This window comes from Cyanobium sp. NIES-981 (genome assembly GCF_900088535.1).
Classification (GTDB): domain Bacteria; phylum Cyanobacteriota; class Cyanobacteriia; order PCC-6307; family Cyanobiaceae; genus NIES-981.
The window spans coordinates 1,531,462-1,558,404 of sequence record NZ_LT578417.1; the positions used below are offsets into that span (position 1 = coordinate 1,531,462).

General features: G+C 71.3%; 29 protein-coding genes, 3 tRNA genes and 1 riboswitch. Of the genes, 19 read left to right on the plus strand and 13 right to left on the minus strand.

Translation table 11 applies throughout. From position 1 onward, the window contains the following. The first annotated feature begins 74 nt into the window (after positions 1-74). The gene (locus tag CBM981_RS07840; protein WP_087067962.1) at positions 75-2,144 is read left to right on the plus strand and encodes a glycogen-debranching protein; all 2,070 of its coding nucleotides are present in this window, start codon (positions 75-77) and stop codon (positions 2,142-2,144) included. Between the two features lie 99 nt (positions 2,145-2,243). Here CBM981_RS07840 and CBM981_RS07845 read toward each other — a convergent pair whose 3' ends face one another. Together CBM981_RS07845 and CBM981_RS07850 are read right to left on the minus strand one after the other, a co-directional pair. Continuing rightward, positions 2,244-2,387, minus strand: a complete 144-nt coding sequence (locus CBM981_RS07845; RefSeq protein WP_087067963.1) for a chlorophyll a/b-binding protein — start codon at positions 2,385-2,387, stop codon at positions 2,244-2,246. 57 nt (positions 2,388-2,444) lie between these two features. Further along, positions 2,445-2,657 carry a hypothetical protein gene (locus tag CBM981_RS07850; protein ID WP_087067964.1) on the minus strand — a complete coding sequence of 71 codons (213 nt, stop codon included), beginning with the start codon at positions 2,655-2,657 and terminating at the stop codon, positions 2,445-2,447. A gap of 193 nt (positions 2,658-2,850) precedes the next feature. Between CBM981_RS07850 and CBM981_RS07855 the strand changes: the two genes are divergently transcribed. The 5 genes from CBM981_RS07855 (at position 2,851) to CBM981_RS07875 (ending at position 7,741) form a co-directional block, all read left to right on the plus strand. After that, positions 2,851-3,525, plus strand: a complete 675-nt coding sequence (locus CBM981_RS07855; protein WP_087067965.1) for a DoxX family protein — start codon at positions 2,851-2,853, stop codon at positions 3,523-3,525. A 270-nt stretch (positions 3,526-3,795) separates the two neighbouring features. Continuing rightward, on the plus strand, positions 3,796-5,994 hold the full coding sequence (locus CBM981_RS07860) for a PhoX family phosphatase (protein WP_087067966.1): 2,199 nt from the start codon (positions 3,796-3,798) through the stop codon (positions 5,992-5,994). Further along, a complete protein-coding gene (locus tag CBM981_RS07865; RefSeq protein WP_369801592.1) occupies positions 5,991-6,332 on the plus strand; it encodes a hypothetical protein in 342 nt (113 codons plus the stop codon). The genes CBM981_RS07860 and CBM981_RS07865 overlap by 4 nt, the downstream gene beginning before the upstream one ends. Beyond that, entirely contained in the window at positions 6,329-6,892 is a 564-nt protein-coding gene (locus CBM981_RS07870; RefSeq protein WP_087067967.1) for a pyridoxamine 5'-phosphate oxidase family protein, read from the plus strand. The genes CBM981_RS07865 and CBM981_RS07870 overlap by 4 nt, the downstream gene beginning before the upstream one ends. A gap of 73 nt (positions 6,893-6,965) precedes the next feature. Beyond that, a riboswitch (cobalamin riboswitch) is annotated at positions 6,966-7,105 on the plus strand. Between the two features lie 27 nt (positions 7,106-7,132). Next, positions 7,133-7,741, plus strand: a complete 609-nt coding sequence (locus CBM981_RS07875; protein ID WP_087067968.1) for a HupE/UreJ family protein — start codon at positions 7,133-7,135, stop codon at positions 7,739-7,741. A gap of 74 nt (positions 7,742-7,815) precedes the next feature. Here the strand turns inward: CBM981_RS07875 and CBM981_RS07880 are convergent. After that, positions 7,816-7,886, minus strand: a tRNA-Gly gene (locus tag CBM981_RS07880). A 105-nt stretch (positions 7,887-7,991) separates the two neighbouring features. On the opposite strand from CBM981_RS07880, the gene CBM981_RS07885 reads away from it, so the two are divergent. From CBM981_RS07885 to plsY, 5 genes are read left to right on the plus strand one after another with little or no spacing between them, the layout of a single operon-like run. After that, positions 7,992-9,398: an MFS transporter gene (locus CBM981_RS07885; protein WP_225867307.1), complete on the plus strand. Its 1,407-nt coding sequence runs from the start codon at positions 7,992-7,994 to the stop codon at positions 9,396-9,398. A gap of 26 nt (positions 9,399-9,424) precedes the next feature. Continuing rightward, complete coding sequence (locus CBM981_RS07890) at positions 9,425-10,171, plus strand: ABC transporter permease (protein ID WP_087069283.1); 747 nt, start codon at positions 9,425-9,427, stop codon at positions 10,169-10,171. Between the two features lie 23 nt (positions 10,172-10,194). Then, positions 10,195-10,629, plus strand: a complete 435-nt coding sequence (locus CBM981_RS07895) for a DUF3119 family protein (RefSeq protein ID WP_087067969.1) — start codon at positions 10,195-10,197, stop codon at positions 10,627-10,629. Then, positions 10,622-11,587, plus strand: coding sequence for a DUF3086 domain-containing protein (locus CBM981_RS07900; protein WP_087067970.1), 966 nt, complete (start codon positions 10,622-10,624; stop codon positions 11,585-11,587). The genes CBM981_RS07895 and CBM981_RS07900 overlap by 8 nt, the downstream gene beginning before the upstream one ends. Before the next feature lie 56 nt (positions 11,588-11,643). Continuing rightward, the gene (gene plsY / locus CBM981_RS07905) at positions 11,644-12,306 is read left to right on the plus strand and encodes a glycerol-3-phosphate 1-O-acyltransferase PlsY (RefSeq protein WP_087067971.1); all 663 of its coding nucleotides are present in this window, start codon (positions 11,644-11,646) and stop codon (positions 12,304-12,306) included. On the opposite strand, the gene proC is transcribed toward plsY, so the two are convergent. The 7 genes from proC to CBM981_RS07940 form a co-directional block, all read right to left on the minus strand. Continuing rightward, positions 12,303-13,109 (minus strand): pyrroline-5-carboxylate reductase, encoded by an 807-nt coding sequence (proC, locus tag CBM981_RS07910; RefSeq protein WP_087067972.1) that lies wholly within the window; start codon positions 13,107-13,109, stop codon positions 12,303-12,305. The two genes, plsY and proC, sit on opposite strands and share 4 nt — an antisense overlap. 41 nt (positions 13,110-13,150) lie before the next feature. Next, the gene (locus tag CBM981_RS07915; protein WP_087067973.1) at positions 13,151-13,702 is read right to left on the minus strand and encodes a cell division protein SepF; all 552 of its coding nucleotides are present in this window, start codon (positions 13,700-13,702) and stop codon (positions 13,151-13,153) included. A gap of 23 nt (positions 13,703-13,725) precedes the next feature. After that, a complete protein-coding gene (locus tag CBM981_RS07920) occupies positions 13,726-14,235 on the minus strand; it encodes a YggS family pyridoxal phosphate-dependent enzyme (protein ID WP_369801692.1) in 510 nt (169 codons plus the stop codon). A 252-nt stretch (positions 14,236-14,487) separates the two neighbouring features. Further along, entirely contained in the window at positions 14,488-14,754 is a 267-nt protein-coding gene (locus tag CBM981_RS07925) for a PipX family protein (protein WP_087067974.1), read from the minus strand. 23 nt (positions 14,755-14,777) lie between these two features. After that, positions 14,778-15,725 (minus strand): CbiQ family ECF transporter T component, encoded by a 948-nt coding sequence (locus tag CBM981_RS07930; protein ID WP_087067975.1) that lies wholly within the window; start codon positions 15,723-15,725, stop codon positions 14,778-14,780. Positions 15,726-15,736: 11 nt separating this feature from the next. Continuing rightward, the gene (der, locus tag CBM981_RS07935; protein ID WP_087067976.1) at positions 15,737-17,101 is read right to left on the minus strand and encodes a ribosome biogenesis GTPase Der; all 1,365 of its coding nucleotides are present in this window, start codon (positions 17,099-17,101) and stop codon (positions 15,737-15,739) included. Between the two features lie 75 nt (positions 17,102-17,176). Next, the gene (locus CBM981_RS07940; protein ID WP_087067977.1) at positions 17,177-17,668 is read right to left on the minus strand and encodes a DUF1823 family protein; all 492 of its coding nucleotides are present in this window, start codon (positions 17,666-17,668) and stop codon (positions 17,177-17,179) included. 591 nt (positions 17,669-18,259) lie between these two features. On the opposite strand from CBM981_RS07940, the gene CBM981_RS15310 reads away from it, so the two are divergent. Continuing rightward, complete coding sequence (locus tag CBM981_RS15310) at positions 18,260-18,883, plus strand: hypothetical protein (protein ID WP_157665380.1); 624 nt, start codon at positions 18,260-18,262, stop codon at positions 18,881-18,883. Positions 18,884-19,284: 401 nt separating this feature from the next. Beyond that, entirely contained in the window at positions 19,285-20,304 is a 1,020-nt protein-coding gene (gene dusB, locus CBM981_RS07945) for a tRNA dihydrouridine synthase DusB (RefSeq protein ID WP_087069284.1), read from the plus strand. On the opposite strand, the gene cobI is transcribed toward dusB, so the two are convergent. After that, positions 20,253-21,020: a precorrin-2 C(20)-methyltransferase gene (gene cobI, locus CBM981_RS07950; RefSeq protein WP_087067978.1), complete on the minus strand. Its 768-nt coding sequence runs from the start codon at positions 21,018-21,020 to the stop codon at positions 20,253-20,255. The two genes, dusB and cobI, sit on opposite strands and share 52 nt — an antisense overlap. On the opposite strand from cobI, the gene CBM981_RS07955 reads away from it, so the two are divergent. Next, positions 21,019-21,594 (plus strand): acireductone dioxygenase, encoded by a 576-nt coding sequence (locus tag CBM981_RS07955; protein ID WP_087067979.1) that lies wholly within the window; start codon positions 21,019-21,021, stop codon positions 21,592-21,594. The genes cobI and CBM981_RS07955 overlap by 2 nt on opposite strands. A gap of 4 nt (positions 21,595-21,598) precedes the next feature. On the opposite strand, the gene CBM981_RS07960 is transcribed toward CBM981_RS07955, so the two are convergent. After that, positions 21,599-22,219, minus strand: coding sequence for a tRNA-(ms[2]io[6]A)-hydroxylase (locus CBM981_RS07960; RefSeq protein ID WP_087067980.1), 621 nt, complete (start codon positions 22,217-22,219; stop codon positions 21,599-21,601). Then, positions 22,216-22,659, minus strand: a complete 444-nt coding sequence (gene aroQ, locus CBM981_RS07965; protein ID WP_087067981.1) for a type II 3-dehydroquinate dehydratase — start codon at positions 22,657-22,659, stop codon at positions 22,216-22,218. Before aroQ ends, CBM981_RS07960 begins: the two co-directional genes overlap by 4 nt. 56 nt (positions 22,660-22,715) lie before the next feature. On the opposite strand from aroQ, the gene CBM981_RS07970 reads away from it, so the two are divergent. The 5 genes from CBM981_RS07970 (at position 22,716) to CBM981_RS07990 (ending at position 26,916) form a co-directional block, all read left to right on the plus strand. Continuing rightward, positions 22,716-22,797, plus strand: a tRNA-Tyr gene (locus CBM981_RS07970). Between the two features lie 10 nt (positions 22,798-22,807). Then, positions 22,808-22,879, plus strand: a tRNA-Thr gene (locus tag CBM981_RS07975). 155 nt (positions 22,880-23,034) lie between these two features. Further along, entirely contained in the window at positions 23,035-23,718 is a 684-nt protein-coding gene (locus tag CBM981_RS07980) for a class I SAM-dependent methyltransferase (protein WP_087067982.1), read from the plus strand. A 98-nt stretch (positions 23,719-23,816) separates the two neighbouring features. Continuing rightward, positions 23,817-25,226 carry an aldehyde dehydrogenase family protein gene (locus CBM981_RS07985; protein WP_087067983.1) on the plus strand — a complete coding sequence of 470 codons (1,410 nt, stop codon included), beginning with the start codon at positions 23,817-23,819 and terminating at the stop codon, positions 25,224-25,226. Between the two features lie 76 nt (positions 25,227-25,302). Further along, positions 25,303-26,916, plus strand: coding sequence for a LysM peptidoglycan-binding domain-containing protein (locus CBM981_RS07990; protein WP_197686646.1), 1,614 nt, complete (start codon positions 25,303-25,305; stop codon positions 26,914-26,916). Positions 26,917-26,943 lie beyond the last annotated feature (27 nt).

The window sequence follows — 26,943 nt, forward strand, 5'->3', positions numbered from 1 at the left end:
CTCCAGCCCAGCCGGCTCCAGCCCAGCCGGCGGTTCCCCAGCGGGGCACTGCCGCGGGCCAGCCTGCGGGGGCGGTGCGCCCCGGGCGACCCTGGCCCCTCGGCGCCTCCCTCACCCCCCGGGGCGTGAACTTCTCCGTGGTGGCGCCGCTGGCCACCAGCCTGGAGCTGCTGCTGTTCAGCCACGGCGAGGCCAGCGAGCCCGTCCGCGTGGTGAAACTCGATTCCGGCCACCGCTCCGGTGACCACTGGCACGTGGAGGTGGAGGGCCTGGGCCTGGGCACCTGCTACGGCTACCGCGTGTTCGGGCCGCTGCAGCCGGGTGGCCACAGCTTCAACCCCTCCAAGGTGCTGCTGGATCCCTGTGCCCGGGCCATCGCCGGCTGGGGCAGCTACCGGCGCAGCGCGGCGGTGGGGGCGGCGCCGAACGCGGCCCACTGCCTCAAGGGGGTGGTGACCGAGCGCGACCGCTTCGATTTCGAGGCGGCCCCACGGCCGCGCCACAGCTGGCAGCGCAGCGTGATCTACGAGCTGCACGTGGGCGGCTTCACCCAGGGGGCGGGCTGTCCGGTGAGCCGGGAGCAGCAGGGCACGCTGCTGGGGCTGATCGAGGCCCTGCCCGTCCTGCGGGAGCTGGGCATCACCGCGATCGAGCTGCTGCCGGTGATGGCCTTCGATCCCAGCGATGCCCCGGACGGCCGTCTCAACCACTGGGGGTACAGCCCGGTGAGCTGGATGGCTCCCCATCCCGACTACCTGATCGGCACCGATCCCCTCAGCGGCCGCGACCAGGTGCGCCAGCTGGTGACGGCCTGCCACCAGGCCGGCATCGAGGTGCTGCTGGATGTGGTCTACAACCACACCAGCGAAGGCAACCAGAATGGCCCCACCCTCAGCTGGCGCGGTTTCTGCGACCGGCTCTACTACCAGCAGAACGCCCTGGGCGAGTATCTGGACGTGAGCGGCTGCGGCAACACCATCGCCGCCAACCGGCCCCTGGTGCGGCGGCTGATCCTCGAATCCCTGCGCTGCTGGGCCGTTGAACTGGGGGTGGATGGTTTCCGCTTCGATCTGGGCATCGCCCTCAGCCGCGGCGACAACCTCGCCCCCCTCACCACGCCGCCCCTGTTCGAGGCCATGGAGGCCGATCCCGACCTGGCCGACCTGAAGCTGATCAGCGAACCGTGGGACTGCGGCGGGCTGTACAAGCTGGCCGACTTCCCTGCCAAGCGGGTGGCCACCTGGAACGGCCGCTTCCGCGACGACCTGCGCCGCTTCTGGAAAGGCGATGACAACTGCGCCTGGGCGGTGGGCCAGCGGCTCAGCGGCAGCCCTGACCTCTACCACCACGTGCCGGTGCACCCCGGCCAGGCCATCACCTTCCTCACCGCCCATGACGGCTTCACGCTGGCGGATCTGGTGAGCTTCAACACCAAGCACAACCTGGCGAACGGGGAGGACAACCGCGACGGCGACAACCACAACAACAGCTGGAACCACGGCGTGGAGGGTCCGAGCACCGACCATGCGATCACCAGCCTGCGCGAGCGGCAGCTGCGCAATCTGCTCAGCAGCCTGCTGCTGGCGCCCGGGGTGCCCATGCTGCTGATGGGGGATGAGGTGCGGCGCAGCCAGGGGGGCAACAACAACACCTGGTGCCAGAACAACCCCCTGGGCTGGATGCACTGGCAGCCCGACGCGGGCGACCAGGCCCTGCGCCTGTTCCTGCGGCGGCTCCTGGCCCTGCGGCACCAGCTGGTGGATCTGATCAATCCGGAATTCCCCCTGCCGGAACGCCCCCAGCGGCGTCAGGACGACCCGGTGCACCGCTGGCGCCAGTGGCATGGGGTGGAGATCGGCCGGCCGGACTGGGCCGGCTGGTCGCACACGGTGGCCTGGAGCATCAACGACAGCATCGATGGGCCCCTGCTCTGGTGCGCCATGAACGCCTACAGCAAGGCCGTGCACTTCGACCTGCCGGTGTCCACCTCGGGGTGGCTGCGGGTGATCGACACCGGCCTGCCCCCCGGCGACGACCTGCCGGCCACACCGGAGCGCTGGAGGCCCGGGGGCATCCCGCTGGAGAGCCGCAGCCTGGTGCTGCTGGTGGCCCGTCGGCGCCTGGCGGGGGTGCGCCTGCCCTGACGCGGGGGCCGGCCATGAAGAAGCGGCGGTACCCGGGGGGTGCCGCCGCTGATCGGCCGTGGGCGGATGGCCGTTGGCGGGTGGCGGAAGCTCCGCGGATCAGCCCAGGCCGATCTGGCCGAGGATGCCCTGGCCGGTGAGCAGCTCGGTGGCGAGACCGATCACGAAACCGAGCATGGCGAGGCGGCCATTCCAGGTTTCAGCGAAGGCGACGAAACCGAAGCGGGAGGTGGAGTCAGACATGGTTGCGCGTGATTGCGAAACGTAAAGAAATCCTAACTGCCCGAGGCGGGTCCTGGGTCAGGCGGCGGGAAATCCGCCGGACGGGGCCGGACGGTGGCCCAGCCGGCAGCCCAGCTGGATCTCTCCCTGGTCGAGGAGCCGGCCGAGGCGAACGGCCGCCGCCTCCTCCACCCGGGAAAAGAGGTTCTGGCGCTGGGTGAGCCAGTGCAGCTCGGCGGGCGTGATCACCCCGGTGGACACCGACTCGAGAAAGAGCTCGCCAACAGTCATGACGGTGTTACGAAGTGTAAACATTGTGACAGATCCAGCGGGGCCGTGGCGGAGGCCCGGCGGGGCGGGAGCCCCGGGCGGTGCCGGCCACGGCCGTGGCCGCGGCAGGGAACGGCGGGGCTCAGGAACGCCTTCACGTTCCGTTACCTGACTTGCCAGAGTTCCTTCCACACCATCCTCCCCATTGCTGCCGATGTCCACCCTTCAGCTGCTGGAAGGTCTCGCTGGCTTCACCGCGGCCTGTCTGGCCCTGTGGTTCCTGCGCCTGAACCGCTCCGACCTCGACGCCTCCCGCGCCGGCTCCCTCGCCCCCGCCCCTGGTCCGCTCACCCGCCTGGTGCAGCGCCCGGCGACACGCACCCTGCTGCGGCGCTACGTGCTGGAGCGCGGTGCCCTCGCCGATGCCGGCCTGTTGATCCTGCGGGTGGCCGTCGGCCTGATGATGATCCACCACGGCCAGGACAAGCTCGCCAACCCCCAGGCCTTCGCCGACACCTACGTGGCGCCGCTCCATCTCCCCTTCCCCCTCGTGCTCGCCTGGGTGGCGGGTCTCTCCGAGGTGGCGGGCAGCTGGCTGCTGATCCTGGGCCTGCTCACGCCTCTGGGGGCCCTCGCCATCGCCGGCACCATGGGTGTGGCCGCCTACCACCACATCCTCACCGCGGGCCTGAACATCTACGTGCTCGAGCTGGTGGTGCTGTACCTGGGCGGCAGCCTCGGCCTGCTGCTGCTGGGGCCGGGCCGTCTCTCCTTCGACGGTGCCATCTCCGCCGACCTGGTGCGTGATCGGGAGGACGCCAACGACCCGGCGGAGACCGTGTCCGCCTCCCTGGCTTCCGCCCCCCTGGCGCCGAGTGGAGGGATCTGAACCCGCCCGTGGCACCCACCGCTTGAAACCGCCCGGTGACGGGTTGCCGTACTGACAGCGCGGCCGGGCGGATCTAGCCATGGGTCAGAGGCCAGGACCGGGCAGCGCGAGTCCCGCAACAGGCCCAAGGGCGCCCGACACGGGGCGCCCTTCTTTTTGCGCAGATGGTCGCGTTGGTGGGATCGTCGGGGCAGGAGGGTCGTGATGTCCTCCTCCCCTTCAACGCCCCCTCGCCGGCCCTCCCGGCCCTTTCCCTCGCCCGCAGCAGCCATGAACCGCCGTTCCCTGCTGGTGCTGCTGGGCCTGGGCACGGGCCGTGCCACCCGGGCGCTGGCACGGACGCGGAGGCTCCCCGGCGCGGACGTGTCCCCGGCGGACATCCCGCCCCGGGCCCTGCCCTTCCGTCCGGTGCCCACGCCCCTGCCGCTTGCGGTCGATGGCCTCCCGGCGGCGGAGCAGCGCCGCCACTACGGCCAGGTGAGCCTGGAGGACCGCCTGGTGGTGCCCGAGGGCTACCGGGCCGATCTGCTGGCGGTGTGGGGCGATCCCCTCGGCCGGGGCCGCTTCGGCTTCAACAACGACCACCTGGCCCTCCTGGCGCTGGCGCCGGATTCGGCCCTGCTCACGGTGAACTTCGAGTCCATCAGCGCCAGAGCCTGGGCCGAGGGTCTGGCCGAGGCCCGCGGGCTGGCGCTGCCGCTGGAGGCGCTGCAGGCTGCCCTGGGCGATCGGGGCGGCCGCGTGGATGCCACGGCCCTGGAGCGCCGTGATCCCCTGCTGGCCATGGTGCGGGCCGTGGCCGCCGCGGCCCTGGAGGATCTGGGCATCGGCGTGGCGGGTCTGCGGCGGGGATCCGAGGGCCGCTGGCAGCGGCAGGCCGGCCGTTTCGATCGCCGCATCACGGGGCTGAGCGGGCTGGAGGACCCCGCCCAGCGCCTGCGCACCAGTGGGCCGGCGGCGGTGGTGTTCCGGGCACCCCGGAGGCTCGGCTACGACGACGGCCTCGGCGAGCGGATCATCGGCACCTTCGCCAACTGTGCCGGTGGCACCACCCCCTGGGGCACGGTGCTCAGCGCCGAGGAGAACGTCCAGAACGAGGTGTGCGAGGAGGTGTACGCCGACGGCTCCTCCCCGCCCCCGTCCCACCTGCCCTTCCAGTGGGATGGCCGGCGCCTGCGGGGCCTGGGCAATCCCTTCGGCCTGGCCGGCAACAAGTACGGCTGGATCGTGGAGGTGGATCCGCGCCGGCCCCACCGGCCGCCGGTGAAGCACACGGCCCTGGGGCGCTTCCGCCACGAGGCGGTGGCCGTGAAGGCCGAGGCCGGCCGGCCCCTGGTGGTGTATTCCGGCTGCGACCGCCATGGCGGACACCTCTACCGCTACGTGAGCACCGGCCGGATCGAGGATCCCGAAGACCCGGCCAACTCCGGCCTGTTCACCCGGGGGCGCCTCGAGGTGGCCCGCTTCGGCGCCGATGGCCGCGGCCGCTGGATCCCGCTGCTGCCCGGCACCCGCGTGGAGCCGCAGCGGCCCAGCCACTACGGGCGCTGGGGGCTGAACCAGCCCACGCTGGTGCCCCACCACGACCGCGGCCGCCCCGGCGCCGTCGCCCTGGCCAGTGACGCCGAGGTGAGCGCCTACCGGCAGCGGTTCGGCTCACTGGCGGCCCTCTATCCAGGCGAAGGCGAGGCCCGGCTCGGGGCGATCCTGATCGATGCCCACGGCGCCGCCAATGCCGTGGGGGCCACCGCCACGGCCCGTCCGGAAGACACGGTGATCGATCCCACCACGGGGGATCTGCTGATCGCCTTCACGGCCGGGGGGGGCGAGCCGGAGGAAGGGCGGGCGGATCCCGCCATCTTCTCGGGCCCGGGTGGCGAGCCCACCTGGCCCCACGGCTGGGTGATGCGCCTCACCGATGGCAACCCGGCTAGGGGTGAGCGGAGCGGTGGGCGGGACGGGGGCCGGAGCGGGAGCTTCCGCTGGCAGATGGTGGCGGTGGGCGGCCCCCCCTGGCAGGGGGGCATGGGCTTCGCCAACCCCGACAACCTGGAGGTGGACCGCTCCGGCAACGTGTGGCTCGTGACCGATCGCTCCTCGCGGCCGGACCCGGGCGATCCCTTCGGCAACAACAGCTGCTGGGTGCTGCCGAAGGACGGCCCGGCCCGGGGAGAAGCGCTCTGCTTCGCCACCGGCCCCATGGAGTGCGAGCTCACCGGCCCCTGCTTCGACGCAGGGCAGCACACGCTCTTCCTGGCCGTGCAGCACCCCGGTGAACTGAACGGCACCCGAGCGGCCAACGCCTCCACCATCCTGCGCACCCCCCTGGTGGACCGGGGCGGCACCTCCTTCGTGCAGGAGCGCACGGTGCCCCTGGGCTCGAACTGGCCCTCCGGCGTTCCGGGCCGGCCGCCCCGTCCTGGGATCGTGGCCATCCGCCGCGCCAGCGGCGGGCCCCTGCTGCCGTGAGCCCTGCTGCCGGCAGCTCCGGGCGGGCCGGCAGCAGGGCCCGCGTTCCCGCCAGCATGGGCAGGCTGCTCCCGGCCCCGATGCTCCCTCCCTGCCCCCTCTGCCCGCTCAGCGGCCCGGCCCTGGTGGCCAGGATCGCCGGGCTGCAGGCCACCGTGCTGCTGCTGCTCACCCTGCTGATCAAATCCCGGATCCAGATCAAGACCGCCTCGGCCATCGGGCTGGTCCTGCTGGCCCTGCAGACCCTGGTGTTCCTGGCCGTGGGCGGCGCCCTGGGCCTGGCGGCCACGGGCGCCGCCGCCGTGATGCTCCAGCGCCGCCAGGCCCAGGCCGCGTGAGCGACCTGCCCCCCTGGCGCCCCCTGCTGAAGGGGGCACGCCAGCGGGAAGGCCGCTCGCCCGCGGCCCGCTGGCTGCAGCTGGCCACGGTGGCCGCTGACGGCACCCCGCGGCTGCGCACCCTGGTGTTCCGGGGCTGGGCCGATGGCGCCAGCCTCGATCTGCTCACCGACGGGCGCAGTGCCAAGGCAGCCGAGCTCCGCCACCAGCCCGGGGTGGAGCTCTGCTGGCTGCTGAGCCGGGCCCGCTGCCAGTTCCGCCTGCGCGGCCGGCTTCTCGCCTTGCCTCCCGACCTGGAGATGGGCGAGCGGCAACGGCACTGGCGGGGCCTGAGCCCGGGCGGCCGGGCGCTCTGGGGCTGGCCCGCCCCGGGAGCCCCCCTGGAGGCTGGGGCGCCCTTCCCGGCAGACCTGGCCGACGACGTCCCCATGCCGGAGCACTTCCAGCTGCTGCGGATCGGGATCGGGCAGGTGGAGCTGCTGGAGCTGGTGGGCCACCCCCATCGCCGCCGCCGCTGGCGTCGCGAGGAGGGATGGCGGGAGGAGATCCTCAACCCCTGAGCCGGCCGTCCGCACCGCCCAGCCCACGCCCACTGCCCAGCCCACGCCCGTGCCCCCCGATCGCCCCCTGTGCGCAGAATGGGCGGGAGACGGTTTCCGGGGCCACCGCCGGAAGGCAAGGAGGAAAGCCCGGTGCAACTCCGGCACTGTCCCGCAGCTGTGAGGGAGCCCGGCTCCCGAGTCAGAACGCTCGCCGTTTTCCCCATTCCTTTCTGCCCGGCGCGGACACCGGGAGAATCCATGCCCCAGTTCCCGAGCACCCGTTCCCTGGCCGTGCTGGTGGCCCTCGCCACCGGTACGGCCCTGCTGGCGGGCCAGCCTGCCCAGGCCCACAGCATCGCCAGCGGCGGGCTGGCGGCCGGCTTCCTGCACCCCCTGGCCGGCACCGACCATCTGCTGCTCCTGATCGCCGTGGGCGCCGCAGCCTCCTGGCTCTCCTCCCAGCTGCTGCTCTGGGGGCTGGCCGGGGCCCTGGCCGGCGGGCTTTTCGGCGCCCTGGGCGGCGGCCTGCCCGCCGCCGAGCTGCTGGCGGCCCTGGCGGTGCCCGCGGTGGCCGCCCTGGTGCTGCAGAGCCCCAGGGCCAGCCAGGCGCCGGCCCTGGGGCTCTGCGGGGGCCTGATCGCCACGGCCGTGGCGGTCCATGCCATGCTCCACGGCCAGGAAGCACCCGCGGGCGTCGCCTCCGCCCTGTGGTGGGCCGGATCCGGCGCCGCATCCCTGCTGGTGAGCGGCGGCAGCTACCTGCTGCTGCGCCGCCTGCCCACCCGCTGGACGGCGGCGGTGGCGCTGCTGCTGGCCCTGTTCGGCGGCGTGATGGCCCTGGCTCCGCTCCGCGCTCTGGTGCTCTGAAGCCCGGTGCACTGAAGCCCGGTGCTCTGTAGTCGCTCCCTGAGAAGTGGCTCTCTGAGAGCTTTGCTCCGTGAAGCGGGCGGCGGGAATCGAACCCGCATCATCAGCTTGGAAGGCTGAGGTTTTACCACTAAACTACGCCCGCATCAGTACACACGTACTGGCGTGAGTCCTCGGGCTCGGCGGCTGGGGGCTCCGCGGCCTGAGGGCTCGGCCATTATGGCCTGCGTCCGGAACGCTCCCCACGCCCTTGGCGACCACCGCCCGCGAAGCGCCTCCGGCATCGGCGCCCCTCACAGATGCCGCCGACCTGCGCGGCGGCCCACGCCAGCGACTGCTCTGGGCCTACGGCCTGGGGGACGTCGGCACCGGCATGGGGGCCTCCCTGATCGGCTTCTACCTGCTGCGGTTCTATGTGGCGGCCGGCCTGCCCCCCTGGCTGGCCGGGCTGGCCTACGGGCTGGGGCGCCTCTGGGACGCCATCAACGACCCGATCGTGGGCTGGCTGAGCGACAAGACCAGCAGCCCCTGGGGGCCGCGGCTGCCCTGGATCCTCTGGAGCGCCGCCCCGCTCGGGGTGGCGATGGCGGCCATGTGGTGGCTGCCCCCGTGGCAGAGCCTGTGGACCAAGTTCACCATCTTCTTGCTGGTCTCGGTGGTGGCCAACAGCCTCTACACCTGCGTCAACCTGCCGTACACGGCTCTGGCGGCGGAGCTCAGCACCGATGTCTCCCTGCGCACCCGGCTCAACACGGCCCGCTTCACCGGATCGATCCTGGCCACCGTGACGGCGGCCCTGCTGGCGGGCGTGCTGGTGCGCGACCTCAGTGATGCCAGCAGCTACCTGCCCGTGGGGCTGGTGGCCGGGCTGATCATCACCGCCTCCGCCCTCCTGTGCGGCTGGGGGCTGATCCCCGCCGCCCGCCAGTGCCAGCGCCCGGAACGGTCCACCGGCACCACCCGGCGGCTGTTGCGCCGGGTGGTGCGGAACGGCCGCTTCGGCATGGTGCTGGGCCTCTATCTCCTGCTCTGGTGCTCCCTGCAGCTGATGCAGGCGGTGTCCCTGTTCTTTCTGCCGGTGGTCATGGAGGTGCCCGAAAGCATCAGCAAGCTGATCCTGCTGCCGTTTCTGGTCAGTTCGCTGGGCGGCCTCTGGCTCTGGACCGCGGTGTCCCACCGCCGCGGCCGGCTGGCGGCCCTGCGCTGGGGCGGCGGTCTGTGGATCGCTGCCTGCCTCAGCGTGATGCTGCTCCAGCCCCTGGACAGCTCGATGGAGGCCTTCGCCTGGCCCGGCAATGCCATCAGGCTGCTGCTGCTGCTGGGCACGATCGTGATCGCCGGCATCGGCGCCTCCACGGCCTACCTGATCCCCTGGTCGCTGCTGCCGGATGCCATCGATGCCGACCCGGAAAAACCGGCCGGGCAGTACAGCGCCTGGATGGTGCTGGCCCAGAAGGTGTGCATCAGCCTGGTGATCACCCTGCTCGGTGTGCTGCTCACCGCCAGCGGCTACGACGAAGCCCTCCCCAACGCTGGACAGCCCGCCAGCGCCCTGGTGACGATCCGGCTGTGCATGGGGCTGATCCCGGCGGTGCTGGTGGTGCTCGGGCTGGTGGTGATGCGCCACTGGCCCCGCCGTCTGCCCCGGGCCGCATGAGTCGCTCCTTCCTGCTGCTCCGCCCCCTGCGGCTGCCCCGCTGGCTGCGGCGGCTGGGGGTGAGCTGCATGATCGGCGGCCAGGCGGTGAGCGCCATCGCCCGCGGCCGCATCGGCTTCAACGACCTGATGCAGGAGCTGCTGGAGGCTGGCCCCGGCAGTTTCCTGATCGTGGTGATCACGGCCCTGGCGGCCGGCACCGTGTTCAACATCCAGGTGGTGGCCGAGCTCTCCAAGCAGGGCGCCAACGCCGCGGTGGGGGGCCTCCTCGCCCTGGGCCTCTCGCGGGAGATCGCCCCCCTACTCACCGCCACCCTGCTCACCGGCAAGGTGGCCACCGCCTACGCCGCCCAGCTCGGCACGATGAAGGTGACGGAGCAGATCGACGCGATCACGATGCTGCGCACCGATCCTGTGCAGTACCTCGTGGTGCCGCGGGTGCTGGCGATGGTGGTGATGGCGCCTGTGCAGTGCCTGCTGTTCTTCGGGGTGGGGATCTGGTCAGGCCAGCTGAGCAGCTCCCTGCTGTACAACATCCCCCCCAGCGTGTTCTGGACCTCGGTGCGCACCTGGATGCAGCCGGATGATCTGCCCCTGATGCTGGTGAAGGCCCTGGTGTTCGGCCTGCAGATCGCCGTGATCGCCTGCGGCTGGGGCCTCACCACCCGGGGCGGCCCCAAGGAGGTGGGCACCAGCACCACCGGCGCCGTGGTGATGATCCTCGTCACCGTGGCGCTGATGGACGCCCTGCTCACCAAGCTGCTGTTCGGTTGACCCTCCCACCGCTGCCCGCCGCCATGACCCCGCCTCCCACTCCGTCCCCTGCCCCAGCCTCCGGCAGCTCCCCCGGCACCCTGCCGGCCCACTACGGCGTGGCGCTCGCCGTGGTGGCGCTCGGCCTGGCCTGCCTGGCATTGGTGCCCGTCTGGAGCGGAGCCCTCTGGCTCTGCCTGGTGGTGAGCCTGCTGGGGCTGTTCCTGGTGATCCAGACCGCCCTGCTGCGGCTGGAATTCCAGGACGAGGCCCTGGTGGTGTGGCGGCAGTCCACCCTGCTCCGCCGGTTCCCCTACAGCGCCTGGAAGAGCTGGAGACTGTTCTGGCCCGGACTGCCGGTGGTGTTCTATTTCCGCGAAGAGCAGAGCCCCCACCTGCTGCCGCTGTTGTTTGATGCCAAGGCCCTGCGCCAGCAACTCGACCGTCATCTGAGCCACCTGCCTGCCCCCGATGCCTGACGAGCCCACACCCCAGCCGGCCCCCTCTCCCGACACCGGCGTGCCTGGCGGCGACCCGGCCGGCACTCCCCCACGCCCCCCTGGCGAGGAGCCGCCAACCAGCTGGCAGCAGCTGGCCCTCACGGAGCTGCGCCAGCAGAGAACCGAACTGGAGGAGGAGATCAGGCAGCTGGAGGCCCGCCGGGATCAGATCAACCGCGAGATCAGCAGCAGCTTCGCCGGCCAGGCCGATGCCGTGGCGCGGCGCCTCAAGGGCTTCCAGGACTACCTGGTGGGTGCCCTTCAGGACCTGGCGGTGGCGGCCGAGCAGGTGGATCTGGTGCCCCAGCAGGTGCTCGTGGCCCCCTCGGCCCTGGATGTGGCGGCCCCGCCGGCGGGCGATGCCCCAGCCCCGCCCCAGCCGGTGGCCGCCGCCGGGCTGTTCAGCGCCGATGAGGCCCTGATCCGGGAGCGGCTGGCGGCCTTCCAGGGCCAGCCCGACTTCTACGCCGATCCCTGGAAGCTGCGCCGCAGCCTGGAGGCGGCCGCCGCCGCGAGCCTGGACAGCTGGTTTCTCGAGCAGGGTGGCCGCGGGGCCCAGCCCAGCAGCGGCAGCCGCAGCCGCAACGCCCTCCTCACCGCAGCCGCGGTGGCGATCCTCGGGGAGCTCTACGGCGACCGCTTCCAGACCCTGGTGCTGGCCAGCCAACCGGAGCGCCTCGGCGAGTGGCGCCGCATCCTGCAGGACAGTCTCGGGCTGGAGCGGGAAGACTTCGGCCCCACCAGTGGCATCGTGCTCTTCGAGCGGCCCGATGCCCTGATCGAGCGGGCCGACCGGCTGGAGGAACGGGGCGAGCTTCCCTTCATCGTGGTGGACGCCGCCGAACAGGTGGTGGACATCCCGATCCTCCAGTTCCCCCTCTGGCTGGCCTTCGCGCCGGGGCCGGGGGAACTGATCGACGACGAAGAGCTCTACTGATCCGCTTCTCCTGATCCGCTTCTCCTGATCCGCTTCTCCTGATCCACCCTCTCGCCATGCTGCTTCCCCTGGTGCTGCCCGTGCTGCTGGCGGGCTACCTGCTCGGCTCCATCCCCAGCGGCTATCTGGCGGGTCGCTGGTGCGGGGGCCTGGACATCCGCCAGGAGGGGTCAGGCTCCACCGGCGCCACCAACGTGCTGCGGGTGGTGGGCAAGGGCCCGGCCCTGGCCGTGTTTCTGGTGGACGTGCTCAAGGGCACCGCCGCCGTGCTGCTGGCCAAGACAGTGCTGGAGCCGCTGGGGGTTCCCCTGGATCCCCGGGGCTGGACGATCGACAGCGGGGTGGTGGCCGCCGGCCTGGCCGCCCTGGCGGGCCACACCTGGCCGGTGTGGCTGGGCTGGCGCGGCGGCAAGGCCGTGGCCACCGCCCTCGGCATGCTGCTCGGCCTGGCCTGGCCGGTGGGGCTGGCCTGTTTCGGGGTGTTCCTCACCGCCCTCACCCTCAGCCGCATCGTGTCGCTCTCCAGCGTGCTGGGCGCGGTGGCCCTGCCGCTGCTGATGCTGGGCTGGTTCCAGGGCCAGGGGACGGGCGTGCGCTGGCCCTACCTGGTGCTGGCACTGCTCACCAGCGTTCTGGTGATCTGGCGCCACCGCAGCAACCTGGGGCGGCTGCTGGCCGGCACCGAACCCCGGCTGGGCAGGAAGGCGGACGGCTCCTAGGGGGCGCGATCTGCGCCGAGTTCGCGGCTGCGTTCGGCCGCGGCCAGCACAGCCTCCAGCAGAGCGGAGCGCAGGCCGGCACGCTCCAGCTGACGCAGGCCGGCGATCGTGGTGCCCGCGGGGGAACTCACCATGTCCTTGAGCTGGCCCGGGTGGAGAGCCTGCTCCTGGAGCAGAGCCGCGCTGCCCGCCAGGGTGCGATGGGCCAGGTGCTGGGCCAGCAACCGCGGCAGGCCGGCCGCCACGGCCCCATCGGCCATCGCCTCGGCCACCAGGGCCACGAAGGCGGGGCCGGAGGAGGTGAGCGCCAGGAAGGCATCCAGCTGGGGTTCCGGCAGCCGGTGCACCTCACCCACCCGGGCGAACAGCTGCTGCACCAGAGCCGCGTCGGCTTCGGTGACCTCCGGAGCGAAGCTGAGACCGGTGAGGCCCTGCCCCACCAGAGACGGCGTGTTGGGCACGGCGCGCACACAGCGCCAGCCGGGGAACAGGCGCTGCAGCCGCGCCACGGGCACACCGGCCAGCACCGAAACCAGCAGGCCCGTATGACCTGCCGGAGCCGCCGCCGCCACGGCCTCCAGCTGCTGGGGCTTCACCGCCAGCAGCACCACGGGCGCCATCCAGGCAGCCCTGGGATCGGTGCCCACGGCCAGGCCGTGCTCCGCCGTCAGCCGCTCCGCCGAGGCACGGCTCGCCACCACGGCCTGCACGCCTGAGGGGTCCACCAGTCCGGCCTGGATCAGGGGCAGGAGAAGGGCCTGGGCCATGCGCCCCAGACCGATCACACCGAACGAGGCCAGCACGGCCGTGCCTGCGGGGGAGGGGGTGGTCAGGGAGGAGACGCTCAGATCGCGGTGTCCTGACGACCCCAGGCGGGAGACGGGGCGGCCTCCTGCTCATGGCCCAGATCCCGCGACACCGTGGTGGGCGATGACATCTCCTCCCCGCCGGCGGTGGTGACCGTGACACAGCTGGGCGCGAACAGGAAGATGCTCTCCCCCACCCGCTCCTGGTGGCCATCGATGGCGAAGGTGCCGCCCGCCACGAAATCCACCGCCCGCTGGGCCTGGTCGGGCTCCATCATGGTGAGGTTGAGGATCACGGTCTTGCGCTCGCGCAGCGCCTGGATCGCCCGGGGCATCTCATCGAAGCTGCGCGGCTCCATCAGGGTCACCTCCGCGACTGAGGAGGAGAGCCCGGGCATGCCGATCACGTTCGTGCCCGCGAACGGGTCGTCCGTGGAGAAGTCTGAGGTGAGGGCCAGGGCACTGCTGCGACTGGTGGGCGGGGCAGGCTCCTGAACCTCCTCACCGGCGTAATCCAGCTCCTCGTCGTAGTCGCCGTCAAGGTAGTCATCGCCGGAGACGACGGCACGCAGGCGGGAGAACAACGACACGGAGCGATCCTCTTGGGGTGCTTTCAACCTGAATAGCGTCCCACGTCAGGGATCGCAAGATTTTGGGATGGGCGGTCACCAAACAGGCTGCTGCCCAGCCGCACCCAGGTGCTGCCCGCGGCCACCGCCTCGGGCCAGTCGCCGCTCATGCCCATCGAGCGCTCCGGGAGACCCAGGGCCGTGGCCAGCGCGGCACACGCCTGGAACAGCGCCAGGCGCTCGCTGGCCACCAGGCCCATGGGCGCGATGGTCATCAGCCCCACGGGACGCAGGGCGGGCAGGTTGGAGAGCGTGGCCCACCCGGCCCGCAGCTCCTCGGGCTCGAATCCTGTCTTGGCGGGGTCGGAGCGGAACTTCACCTGGAACAGCACCGCCGGGCTGAGCCCCTCCTCGGCGGCGATGCGGGCCAGGCGCTGGGCCAGGGCCAGGCTGTCCACCGAATGGATCGTGCCGAAGCGGCGCAGCACCCCCCGGGCCTTGTTGGCCTGCAGCCTGCCGATGAAGTGCCAGTCGAGCGGCGCCAGATCGGCCAGCGCCTCCTGCTGCCTGGCTTGGCCATGGCCTCCTGCTTGGCCATGGCCTCCTGCAGCCGGCTCTCCCCGAAGCTCCGCTGCCCTGTGGCCACGGCAGCGCGGATGGCGGCAGCGGGCTGCCCCTTGCTCACCGCCAGCAGCCGGCAGGAGGGCGGCAGCTCGGCCCGGATGGCCTGGAACCGGGCCGCCAGGGCCCCGTTCTCCTGGGCTGGGGCCTCAGGCTCCTGGGCTGGGGCCTTTGGGGCCGCGGAATCAGATGAAGGTCTGGTCAAAGAGCTGTCGCCAGTGGGCCTGGGCCTCAGGCCCCTCACGCCGCACCCGGGCCAGGTTCTGCTCGGCGTAGTGGCGGGCATCCATCAGGGGCACCACCTCGAAGCTGGCACCCCTGGGCTGCAGGGTCACCACGAAGAAGATGCGCTGGGCATACAGCGTGGCGTACAGATCGCGCCCCTCCGCCACAGGGGCGACCCTGTAGAGCATCCCGAAGGTGGGGTGGTTGAGGTAGCGCTCGGTCGTCACTCAGCCGCGGGATCTGTGGGGTATTAAAGAGCACCGACTTTCCAACGGAGCACCAGCAGGATCGCCAGCCCCACGGCGGCCACCCCATTGCCGAGCCGGCAGGGTGGCCCCGGGCGGTGCAGTTGCGCCGCCGTCTGCCAGGTGCCGCCACGGGCCAGCAGGGCTTCAGCCCCCTGTTCGGCGCGCAGCAGCAGGTTGGCCAGCAGACGCTCCCCCACCACCAGCACCAGGCCCAGCGAGGTGCGCAGGCCCAGGCGCCGCAGGTTCACCGCCCGGGTGGCCAGGGCCCGCAGCAGGTTCTGCAGCTCCTCCTGCACCAGCGGCAGGAAGCGCAGGGCGAGCAACAGGGTGAAGCCCAGCCGCTCCACGGGCCAGCCCAGGCGGGCCAGGGGCGCCAGCACCCAGCTGAACGACCACACCAGCTGCTCGGGGGGCGTGCTCAGCAGCAGCAGGTTGGCGCTGTGCACCAGGGTGAACAGCAGGGTGGCGCCGTTCAGGCCCAGTTCCGCCGAGCGGCGGCTGATCACCAGCGGCCCCAGCTCCACGGGGCCCAGGGACACCGGCCCCCAGCGCACCAGCTCCCAGGCCAGGCCTGAGCGCTCGGCCGGGGCCTCCAGCGGCGAGCCGGCCACCAGCCGCACCTCCGCGGGGGGACGCTCCAGGGGGGCCGGCGCCACGCTGCCGGCGGGCAGCACCGCGGCCAGGCCTCCCACCAGCAGGGCCAACAGGACCAGCAGGGGCAGGCTGCGGCGCCACAGCCGCCAGGGCAGGCCGCACACGGCGGTGATCAGCAGCAGCACCCCCACCAGGGCCAGCCGCCAGATCGGGCCGGCCAGGATCGGCGTGACCAGGAAGGCCACCGTCCAGGCGAACTTCAGGCGGGGATCCAGGGCCCGCAGCCAGCTGCGGCGGGCCGCCCCGGGGTCCTCGGCCACGAACTGGCCGATCGGCATCTGGCGCAGGATGTCCACCGGCAGGGTGCTCAGCGGCCGCGATTCTGCTGGCGGGCGAAGTCGCGCTCGGCATCGCGCTGCTGCTTGCCCCGCCAGAACAGCTTGATCGGCGTGCCCTCGAAGCCCAGCCCCTCCCGGATCTGGCGCTCCACATAGCGCCGGTAGGTGTCGCCGAACAGCTTGGGGTCGTTCACGAACAGGGTGAAGCTGGGGGGACGCACCGCCACCTGGGTGCCGTAGTAGAGGCGGCCCTGACGGCCACCACGGCTGGTGGGCGGGGTGCGCCAGCTGAGGGCCTCCGTGAGCACCTCATTCACCACCGAGGTGGTGACCCGGCGGCGGTGCTGCTCCACCGCCAGCAGCGCCAGGGGGAAGATGGCCTGCACCCGCTGGCCGCTCAGGGCCGAGGTGAACAGCATCGGCGCCCAGTCGAGGAAGTAGAGCTTGGCCCGGAGTTCCTTCTCCATGGCCGGCATGGTGTGGCTGTCCTTTTCAATGGCATCCCATTTGTTCACCACCACCACGCAGGCGCGGCCGTCCTCCTCGATGCGGCCGGCGAGGCGCTGGTCCTGCTCGGTGACGCCGTCGAGAGCATCGATCACCAGCACGCACACGTCGCTGCGCTCGATCGCCTTGAAGCTGCGGTTGATGCCGAAGAACTCCGGGCCGTAGTTCACCGAGCGGCGGCGGCGGATGCCGGCGGTGTCCAGCAGCTTCCAGGTCTTGCCCTCCCGCTCGATCGTGGTGTCGATCGTGTCGCGGGTGGTGCCGCGGATCGGGCTCACGATCGCCCGGTTCTCACCGCACACCGCATTGAGCAGGCTGGATTTCCCCACGTTGGGGCGGCCGATGATCGCCAGCTGGATCGGCTCCTCCCCCTCCTCCTCCTGGGTGGGCGGCAGGTGGGCGATCACCTGATCGAGCAGATCGCCGGTGCCGGCGCCGTGGATGGCCGAGATCGGATGGGGCTCCCCCAGGCCCAGCCCCCAGAACTCCGCCGCCATGGCCAGGCCGGCCTCGGGCGACTCGCACTTGTTCACCGCCAGCAGCACCGGCACGTTGTGGCCCCGCAGCCAGACGGCGATCGCCTCGTCGGCGGCGGTGCAGCCCTGCTGGCCGTCCACGATCACCAGGGCCACCGAGGCCTCCGCCAGGGCCAGGTTGGCCTGCTCGCGGATCTCGGGCAGGAATTCACTGTCGTCGTCGAACACCAGCCCACCGGTGTCCACCACGCGGAAGGTACGGTCGCCCCAGAAGCCCTCCTGGTAGGTGCGGTCCCGGGTCACGCCGGGCTGGTCGTGCACGATCGCCTCGCGGCTGCGGCACAGACGATTGACCAGGGTGGATTTGCCCACGTTGGGGCGGCCGATGATGGCGACGACCGGGTAGGCCAAAGGAGTTATCGCAACAACTGTCGTGTCTTGACCCTACAGAGAGGCCTTCTGGGAGCAGGTCAGCGGATCGGCTGATCAGCTGATCGGCAGGTCGCCGGGATGGCCGGCCACCGGATCGGCGGGCTCGGGCAACAGCTCCGGCAGCGGGCCCTGCTCCGGCAGCGGCTCGCCCCGTGTGGCCAGGTGGGCCAGCAGCCAGTTCACGGCGGTGGCGCGGCGGGTGCGGCGGGGATAGAGGCCGCCGATCCGGTAGCCCGCGAAGCCCAGCTGCTCCTTGAGCAGCTGCTTGAGGGGCTTGGGGATCGAGCGGGTGAGCGCCACGCTGGCGGGGCGCTCGGCGATGAACTGCGGCTCGCTCGGGAACGACTCCCGCCAGCTGGCCTCCGTGGCCGGGCCCGCGCTCCAGGTGCCGGAACCATCGGGCGCGTACCCCAGGCGCGGCCAGATCAGCTCACACACGAACCGGTCGCTGAGGCGATCGGCCAGCACCGCCTCCAGCAGCGCCCGGCTGAGGGGCCAGGGCCCGGCCCCGGGGGCGGCTTGGGCGGAAGTGGCAGGGGGGAGCACGGCCTCATCCCAGAATCAGCCCCAATGATTGCGAGTCACTCGATGCCGCAACAACAAGAGGGCGATCGATCAGCGCAACCATGCCATCGGTATCCCACGGCGATCAGTCAGCGCCTTTCCGGTGGCGTTCAACTGCGGCCATGTCCCCCCTGACGCGCAGGCCACGGGTGGTGGACCGGAAGGGGAAGATGACCCGTACCGAGCGAGAAGGACGTACGCCACCCCTGTTGGAACTGGAGGACAACGGTCAGGAGCGGCAACGGGGGCTCCCGGAAGGCAGACCGGATCACCTCAACCTGAGGGCAAGCTCAGATGCAAGTGTCTTCATGCTGGCTACCGGGAAAGCTCCAGGGGCCTCAGCGGAAGCGAGCGCGAGGAGAGAGCGAAGGCCTTCAGGGAATACGGGAACAAGAGCGAACACCACCACCACTGCCAAACATCCTGGGAGCGAATGAAAGCTTCAATCAGGACCCCAATCGAGGCAAGCCACCCGGAGACGCAATAAAATTCTTCATATTGCCAAAGATCACGCCGCGCGGATAACCCCCTAGGCACCGAGTCTATCCTGAGACAGAAATTACCAGCATCACAGTGCTTGATCTCAAAAGCGGGTATCAAAAACTGCTGGAAAGCTCCTTCTTGTTTCCCGCCACGGGCTTCGCTTTGGCAGAAAGACTAGAGAAAGACTCTTCTTTTCTCCTCGCCACTCTTAGTGGAGAAGGCCGTCATCCTTCGCCTGGGCAAAGCAAGAATTTGGAATCAGATGCTTTTTCCCTCTACCGCACGGCATTAACCATCTCCCTTGGCACGTCAGCCCAACTGGGGCTGCTGGCATCAACAAGCGAATTTATCGCCAGCCAGGCCTACAGAAAACAAGCGCGAGAAGAACTCGATCGCCTTGCAACCACCGTCGCGCTATCAGCCTCTTTAGCCAGATTAGAAATTTCACCTCAATGGTCTCCTTCGGGACAGGATTGCAAGCGTGCGGTCTTCCAATTAGCACAAGCATTCAAGCAATTGCGCGATGCCAGCAGAGCTTGGATCAGGTGTCTTGCTGAGAATCCTCCAACCACTGAAGGTGAGGGGCCCTTTGGACCACCCCCAGCGTCTTGCCTGGCCGAAGAAACAGCTTTCAAGGCTGCCTGGAATTCAGTTGAGGTGGCATCAAGTCAAGTCACCAGCCAGTGCGGAGGTTTTCTCAGCTCACTGATGTAGCTGTCTCTTCCCTGGAGCTTGAGCCACACCGACGCAGCCACCCCTTGCGCCATAGCGCCCTCAGGCCCCCAAAGACCACTTGACACTCCCCCGAAAGGGTCTGGCGAGCACATCAGGGGGCTATTGCCCGGCTCCGAGGTGCTCTGCAGAGGGCCAACAGGGCCACATGTTCGGCTGAACACAGCGGAAGCGAGGTGAAGCATGGCCGTGACTGGCTGAGTAGGCCGAAGTTGGCCGTCCCGCTGATTCAGCCCAACCCAGCGGCAGATAGCCTTCAGGCCTCACGAACCGGGGAAAGCTTGCACTCCAGTGCCGGATCAGCGAGGGCTGAACCGGCATCGGGGTCAGGCTGGGCCGCAAGCTTTGATGGGAGTGCGTGCAAATTGGGTATGGATTCGGGGATGGTGACAGAGCTGTTGCGGATCGGCACTATCCACACGCGCTTCCTGCGCTGCCGGGTGCTGCAGTCGCCCCTGGCCGGGGTGAGCGACCGCATCTTCCGGGGCCTGGTGCGGCGCTGGGCCCCCGATGCCCTGCTGTTCACCGAGATGGTGAACGCCACCAGCCTGGAGCTGGGCCACGGCCTGCAGAAGGTGGAGGAACTCGCCAGCGAGAGCGGCCCGATCGGGGTGCAGCTGTTCGACCACCGCCCCGCCGCCATGGCCGACGCCGCCCGCCGCGCCGAGGCCGCCGGCGCCTTCCTGATCGACATCAACATGGGCTGCCCGGTGAGGAAGATCGCCCGCAAGGGCGGCGGCAGCGGCCTGATCCGCGACCCCGAGCTGGCGCGCCGCATCGTGGAGGCGGTGGCGGCGGCCGTGGCCATCCCGGTGACGGTGAAGACCCGCCTGGGCTGGTGCGGCAGCGACGCCGACCCGATCAGCTGGTGCCGCCAGCTGCAGGAGGCCGGCGCCCAGCTGCTCACCCTGCACGGGCGCACCCGCGAGCAGGGCTTCAAGGGCCGGGCCGACTGGGGCGCGATCGCCGCCGTGAAACAGGCCCTCACCATTCCGGTGATCGCCAACGGTGATGTGAACACACCGGAAGAGGCCCTGCACTGCCTGGCGGCCACCGGCGCCGACGGGCTGATGGTTGGACGGGGCACGATGGGGGCCCCGTGGCTGGTGGGCCAGATCGACGCCGCCCTCAGCGGCCGGCCGGTCCCGCCCACCCCAGGGGCGGCCGAGCGCATCGCCCTGGCGGCCGAGCAGCTGCAGGCGCTGGTGGCCGCCAAGGGGGACCACGGCCTGCTGATCGCCCGCAAGCACATGGGCTGGACCTGCACCGGCTTCCCCGGAGCGCCGCAGCTGCGCCATGCCCTGATGCGGGCCCCCACCCCGGCGGAGGCCCTGACGCTGCTGGAGCGGGCCTACGGCAGCACCGCCGGCCAGCCCTGGCGGATCAGCAGCAGCGAGAAGTAGGGCTGCTCCGCCGCCGGCAGCTCTGCGGCCGGCGCCAGCCGCTCATCGGGCCAGCCCACCCGCTGGGCGAAGAGGGCCTGCTGCAGCAGGCCGCGCCGCTCCAGCAGCGGCCGCACCCAGCGCCAGCGCTGGCCCAGCTTGAGCAGGGCCAGCACCGTGGCCGAGGCCGCCGAGGCCGCCAGCAGGGCCTCCAGCTCGGCCTCCGTTTCAGGGGTGGGGCGGATCAGCAGCCCCTCCTGCTGCAGCGCCAGCGGCCAGGCGCCGGCCGCCGCCGCCGCGGCCACCGCCGTGACCCCGGGAATGAGCCGCACCGGGCAGGCGGGGTGGCGGCGGCGCAGGGCCAGCAGCACGTAGCTGCTGCTGGCGAACAGCGACACATCCCCCTCGCACAACAGCACCACCCCCCGGCCGGCGGCCACCTCCGCAGCCAGGGCGTCGGCCGCCGCCCGCCAGGCGGCCAGGCGCGGAGCGGCCTCGGCCACCATCGGAAACACCAGCGGCAGACGGCGCTGGTGCTCCCCCAGCCAGGGGGCGGCGATGGCGGCGGCCATGCCCTCGCCGCCCTGCCGGGCCACCGGGTAGGCCACCACCGCCGCGGCCCGCAGGGCCCGCACCGCCGCCACCGTGAGCAGCTCCGGATCGCCCGGGCCCACCCCCACCAGCACGAGCCCGGGCGGGGCCGTTTCTAAGGTTGGCGCAAGCGGCGCGGACGCCATGACGTTGTTGGTCCTCTACCGGCACCCTGCCACCCCGCAGGACGGTCACGAACCGCTGCTGCGCAGCAGCGATCCGCAGCGCATCGCCGCCGAGCTGGCCGCCCGCGGCATCCGCTTCCAGCAGTGGCCGGCCCGGGCCCGCCTCGAGGCCGGTGCCGACCAGAGCGCCATCCTCTCGGCCTACGCCGCCGAGGTGGCGCGGGTGCAGGAGGGCGGCGCCTACCCCACCGTGGATGCGATCCGGCTCGGGCCCGACCACCCGGAGCGGCAGGCGCTGCGCCGCAAGTTCCTGGCGGAGCACACCCACAGCGAAGACGAGGTGCGCTTCTTCGTGGAGGGCTGCGGGCTCTTCTGCCTGCACATCGGCGAGGAGGTGCTGCAGGTGCTGTGTGAGGCCGGCGACTGGATCGCCGTGCCGGCAGGCACCCGCCACTGGTTCGACATGGGCCCCGAGCCCCGCTTCTGTGCCCTGCGCTTCTTCGACAATCCGGAGGGCTGGGTGGCCACCTTCACCGGCGACCCGATCGCGGAGCGCTACCCCCTGCTGGATGCCCTCACCGCCGCGGCCGGCTGAGGGTTCAGCTGTGCATGCGCGGCTTGGGATGAAGGCTGGCCAGGAGCGAGGCCTCCAGAGTCGCCAGCTGCTGCAGCCGCTCCTGCACCCGGACCCGGGGCCAGCGCTGCTCACAGAGCACCCAGTAGAGGCCGAAATGGCGGGCTTCACTGGCCAGCAGCGCGCCATAGAGCGCCTGGAGTTCGGGGTCAGGGCTGTGCTCCGCCAGCAGGGCCATGCGCTCATGGCTGCGGGCCTCGATCAGCCCCGCCACCAGGAAGCTGTCGAGCATGCGCTGAGGCTCCTCGCGCCGCACGGCCCGGACCAGTTCGGCGCCGTAGGGAGGGGCCTCCAGCGGACGCAGGCCGATCCCCCGGCGCTCCAGCAGGGCCAGCAGCTGCTCGAAATGCTCCAGCTCCTCCCGGGCCAGGGGGCTGAGCACGGCCGCCAGAGCGGCGTCGCCGGGGTAGCGGAACATGAGCTGCAGAGCCGCCCCGGCCGCCTTGCGCTCGCAGTGGGCATGGTCGATCAGCAGCAGCTCCGGATGGGCGAGCGCCTGCTCCAGCCAGGCCTCGCTGCTGGGGGCGGCCAGCCAGCGGATGCGGGCAACGGCGCTCCCGGGCGCCGCCAAAGCGGAGAGGGTCATAGCTGGAGCGCGCGCAGATGGGCCACCAGGCCCTCGAGGGCGAGACGGTAGCTGCCGGGCCCGAAACCGCTGATGATCCCCACCGCCTTGTCGGCCAGGTGGGAGTGATGGCGGAAGGGTTCGCGGGCGTAAACGTTGCTCAGGTGAACCTCCACGAAGGGGATGGCCACCGCCAGCAGGGCATCACGGATCGCCACCGAGGTGTGGGTGTAGGCGGCCGCATTGATCAGGATGCCGTCCACCTGGCCGCGCGCCTCGTGGATCCGATCCACCAGGGCGCCTTCGTGGTTGCTCTGGAAGCAGTCGAGACCCACACCGAGGGCGGCCGCGCGCTCGGCCAGGGCCCCGTTGATCTGCTCCAGCGTGGTGCTGCCGTAGAGGCCGGGCTCGCGCAGACCCAGCAGATTCAGGTTGGGGCCGTGAAGGGCAAGCAGCTGCATCGAGGGGTGTTGGAAGGGCCGGGTTGGTCGGCTGGTAAGTTCGTGCGGTGTGGTTCGGGTCGGTGCCCGAGTGGTTAATGGGGGCGGACTGTAAATCCGCTGGCTCTGCCTACGTTGGTTCAAATCCAACCCGGCCCATCCACCACACGCCCTTGTAGCTCAGCGGTAGAGCACTCCCTTGGTAAGGGAGAGGTCACGAGTTCAAGTCTCGTCAAGGGCTCTTCTCTTCTGCATCTCCGGGCATCACCCCGCGGCTGAGCCTGGGGGTGGGGGCAGCGCGAGGTTGCGCATGGCGTCAGTTCGAGGTTGGACAAGTCAGAGCCGCACCCGTGCCGTTCGCCGCGCCACACTGCAGCCAGCTGCGCCGCGTCCCCCATGGTCCTGCCGGATGGATCCGGGCCCGCGCAGGCACCGGTGGTGCCGGTGCTCAACGAGGCGGAGCGCTTCAAGCTCGATGGGGGCGACGACGCCCTCTTCTACGCCGAACCGCGCTTGGTGCAGCATCTGGATGCAGCCTTTCGCGGCCGGCTCACCCAGCTCTACCGCGAGCGGATCCCCCCCTGCGCCACGGTGCTCGACCTGATGAGCAGCTGGGTGAGCCACCTGCCCGAGGACATCCACTACGACAGGGTGATCGGCCACGGCCTCAACGGACGGGAACTGGAGGCCAATCCGCGCCTCGACAGCCACTGGGTGCAGAACCTGAACCAGGACCAGCGCCTCCCCCTGGACACGGCCAGCGTGGATGCCGCCCTGATCGTGGCCGGCTGGCAGTACCTGCAGCAGCCCGAAGCGGTGGCCGCCGAGCTGCTGCGGGTGGTGCGCCCCCGCGGGCAGGTGATCGTGGCCTTCTCCAACCGGATGTTCTTCCAGAAGGCACCGCAGATCTGGACCGACGGCGGCGATCGCGACCACCTGGCCTACGTGGCCCGGGTGCTGCTCGCCCAGGGCTGGGGGCAGCCGGAGCTGATCGCCGAAGCCACCCGCTCTCCCGGGCCGCTGGGCTGGCTGGGCGGCCACGGCGATCCCTTCTTTGCGGTGATCAGTCCGCGGCCCTGAGGCTCAGGCTCTGCGGCAGAGGCCCGGGAACCCGTGACCGGGGAACGCAGCCGCCCCACCGGATCCGTGAGACTGATTTCCCGTCAGCTTCGCGCCCCATGACCGTGGACAGCCCGGCCGCCGCCCCGAGCTCGCTGCTCAGCGTGCCGATCGCGGTGATGCGTGAACCTGTGAGCGCAGGCGCCACCCGCTCCCGGGACTGGCGGCTCGAGCAGCTCGGGCGGCTGGAGCGACTGCTCGACAGCCAGGAGCAGGCCCTTCGCGAGGCCCTGGCCGCCGATCTGGGCAAACCCGCCCTGGAGGCCCAGTTCGAGCTGGTGGCCGTGCGCCAGGAGCTGCGCCACACCCGCAGGAATCTGCGCCGCTGGATGGCGGCGGCGCCGGTACCCCTGGATCCGCCGCTGCGCCCCGGACGGGCCTGGGTGCAGCCGGAGCCCCTCGGCTGCGTGCTGATCATCGGCCCCTGGAACTATCCGGCCCAGCTGTGTCTGCACCCCCTGGTGAGTGCCCTGGCCGCGGGGAACACCGTGGTGCTCAAACCGTCCGAGCATGCCCCCCGCACGGCGGCCCTGCTGGCGGCGGCCGTGGCCGACCACTTCCCCGCCGCGGTGGTGCAGGTGGTGACCGGGGACGGGGCCACGGCCGCGTCCCTGCTGGAGCAGCGCTTCGATCACATCCTGTTCACCGGCGGCAGCCGGGTGGGGCGGCTGGTGATGGCGGCGGCGGCCCGGCACCTCACGCCCGTGACCCTGGAACTGGGCGGCAAGAGCCCCGCCATCGTGCTGGCGGATGCCGACCTGGCGGTCACGGCCCGGCGGCTGGCCTGGGGCAAGGGCCTCAACGCGGGTCAGACCTGCATCGCCCCGGACCACCTGCTGGTGGAAGGCCCGGTCCGCGACGCGCTGGTGGAGGGCCTCGCCAGGGAGCTGACACGCTTCTACGGAGCTGATCCACTGCTGTCGCCGGACCTGGGCAGCATCGTCAACGACGCCCAGTACGCCCGCCTGGCGGCGCTGCTCGAAGGCGCCCGCCAGCGGGGCCAGATCCTGCACGGCGGCCAGCATGATTCCCAGCGGCGCCGGATCGCCCCCACCCTCCTGGCCGTCGAGGATCCGGAGGATCCGCTGATGGAGGAGGAGCTGTTCGGGCCGCTGTTGCCGGTGCTCACGGTGCCGGATCTGGAGGAGGCCCTGCGCCAGGTGCGCTCCCGTCCCAAGCCCCTGGCCCTCTACCTCTTCAGCCGCTCCGCCGCCGCGCGGGAGCGGGTGCTGGCGGCCACCAGTTCCGGCAGTGTCTGCGTCAACGACGTGGTGATGCAGGCCGGGGTCACCGCCCTGCCCTTCGGCGGGGTGGGGGAGAGCGGCCTGGGCCGCTACCACGGCCGGGCAGGCTTCGACACCTTCTCCCACCCGCGCAGCGTGCTGAGCCGGCCCTTCTGGCTCGACCTGCCGTTTCGCTACCCGCCCTATGCCGGCAAGCTCGGCCTGGTGAAGCGGCTGCTGGGCTGAATCCGATCCGACGGCCGCGGGGGCTGGATCGCGGCAGATGCACCCCTTACCTTGGCGGCAGCTCTCTGGACCGCCCATGCGCCGCGCCCTTGCAGCCCTGGCCCTGGCGGTGGCCTTGCCGCTCCCGTCCCTGGCACCGACCCCCGTTCACGCCCAGGTGGTGGTCCGCCCGGGCGAGACCCTTTCGGAGATCGCCGAACGGCATGGCGTCAGCCTCAGCCGCCTGATGCAGGCCAACGGCATCACCAACCCCGATCTCGTCGTGGTGGGCCAGAACCTGGTGATCCCCGGCGGTGTGGCCCGGAGCAACGGCAGCCGCACGGCCAGCGGCAGTGTCACCGTGAAGCCGGGCGAAACCCTCTCCGAAATCGCCGAGCGGGAAGGGGTCAGCATGAGCCAGCTCATGCAGGCCAACGGCCTCGGCAATGCCGATCTGGTGATGGTGGGCCAGCGGCTGGCGGTTCCCGGCCGCAGTCGCAGCAGCGCCGCGGCTGGATCTCCAGCCCGGGCGACACCCACCGCGCCCTACACCGTGCAAAGCGGCGAGACCCTCTCCGACATCGCCGCCCGCTTCGGCACCACCCCGGAACGGTTGATCCAGATCAACGCCCTGAGCAACCCCGACCTGGTGCTGGCCGGCTCCAGGCTGCGGATTCCATCGCGGCCCGGCGGCACGGCGGCTCCAGCCCGTTCAGCCGCCAGCGCCACGGCACACGTGGTGAGCCCCGGTGAAAGCCTCGGCTCCATCGCCGACCGCTACGGTACGACGGTCGATCGGCTGGTCGCCCTGAACGGCCTCGAGAACCCCGACCTGCTGCATGCCGGAACCCGGCTGAAACTGGTGGGAACGCCTCCTGCCAAGACCACGGCTCAACCAGCACCCAAGACCACGGCCCAACCGGCGTCCAAGACCGCGGCTCAAACGGCGCCCAAGCCCGAACCGAAACCCGCTCCCAAACCGGTGCCTGCCGCCGCTGCCCAGGCCGCCCCGGCTCCTGCGGCGACGCCCACCAGCACCCCCCAACCCAGCAGCACCACAACCGCGGCCGCCACCAGGCCCGAAGCCACCAGGGCCGCGGTGGCCCAGGCGCCGGCCGATCGGGATGCCGAAAAGCCGGCCCCCAGCGCGGAACGCACCCCCACCGCGGCAGCCGCGACCCAGCCTGCCCAGCCGGCCCCCTCCGCCGCGGCAACCCAGACCAGTGCCGAACCTGAGCCGAAGCCCGAGCCCAAGGCCGCACCGAAGCCCGAGCCCAGGCCGAGCCGCCTCACCCTGGCCACCCGCGGTCTGGGACAGACCACTCCCCGGGGTACGGTCCGGGCCGCCACACCGGCCGTGGCCGGCACCGCCGCGGGGGTGACGACCGTGGCCAGCCGCACCATCGGCAAGCCCACCGCCACGGCGGCCGCCACGTCCGCCTCCCCAGCCAGCGGCGCCACGGACGGTAACCATGACTGGCGCAGCTATGGCCCCCTGCAGGTGGACTGGGCCAACTGGCAGCCCATGGGGGGCAGCTATGTGGCCCCCACCCTCAACAGCGAGGGGGAGCCGCTCTACCTCGCCATCAACTGCGGCGCCCGCAAGGTGAACGCCACAGGACAATCCGGCCAGTGGAAAACCTGGGATGACCCGCAGCGCGACTACGAGCAGAAGCTGGTGAGCGATCTCTGCAAGGCCAAGGGCGGCTGAGCCCCTGGCGCGGCAGCCCCTATCAGG

Coding starts and splice junctions, on each gene's coding strand:
- CBM981_RS07875 (WP_087067968.1), top strand. CDS start 7,133: ATGCCCCAGTTCCCGAGCACCCGTTCCCTGGCCGTGCTGGTGGCCCTC.
- CBM981_RS07955 (WP_087067979.1), top strand. CDS start 21,019: ATGACGTTGTTGGTCCTCTACCGGCACCCTGCCACCCCGCAGGACGGT.
- CBM981_RS07900 (WP_087067970.1), top strand. CDS start 10,622: ATGCCTGACGAGCCCACACCCCAGCCGGCCCCCTCTCCCGACACCGGC.
- CBM981_RS07980 (WP_087067982.1), top strand. CDS start 23,035: ATGGTCCTGCCGGATGGATCCGGGCCCGCGCAGGCACCGGTGGTGCCG.
- aroQ (WP_087067981.1), bottom strand. CDS start 22,659: ATGCAGCTGCTTGCCCTTCACGGCCCCAACCTGAATCTGCTGGGTCTG.
- cobI (WP_087067978.1), bottom strand. CDS start 21,020: ATGGCGTCCGCGCCGCTTGCGCCAACCTTAGAAACGGCCCCGCCCGGG.
- CBM981_RS07895 (WP_087067969.1), top strand. CDS start 10,195: ATGACCCCGCCTCCCACTCCGTCCCCTGCCCCAGCCTCCGGCAGCTCC.
- CBM981_RS07990 (WP_197686646.1), top strand. CDS start 25,303: ATGCGCCGCGCCCTTGCAGCCCTGGCCCTGGCGGTGGCCTTGCCGCTC.
- CBM981_RS07850 (WP_087067964.1), bottom strand. CDS start 2,657: ATGACTGTTGGCGAGCTCTTTCTCGAGTCGGTGTCCACCGGGGTGATC.
- CBM981_RS07985 (WP_087067983.1), top strand. CDS start 23,817: ATGACCGTGGACAGCCCGGCCGCCGCCCCGAGCTCGCTGCTCAGCGTG.
- plsY (WP_087067971.1), top strand. CDS start 11,644: ATGCTGCTTCCCCTGGTGCTGCCCGTGCTGCTGGCGGGCTACCTGCTC.
- CBM981_RS07855 (WP_087067965.1), top strand. CDS start 2,851: ATGTCCACCCTTCAGCTGCTGGAAGGTCTCGCTGGCTTCACCGCGGCC.
- CBM981_RS07860 (WP_087067966.1), top strand. CDS start 3,796: ATGAACCGCCGTTCCCTGCTGGTGCTGCTGGGCCTGGGCACGGGCCGT.
- CBM981_RS07960 (WP_087067980.1), bottom strand. CDS start 22,219: ATGACCCTCTCCGCTTTGGCGGCGCCCGGGAGCGCCGTTGCCCGCATC.
- dusB (WP_087069284.1), top strand. CDS start 19,285: ATGGTGACAGAGCTGTTGCGGATCGGCACTATCCACACGCGCTTCCTG.
- CBM981_RS07845 (WP_087067963.1), bottom strand. CDS start 2,387: ATGTCTGACTCCACCTCCCGCTTCGGTTTCGTCGCCTTCGCTGAAACC.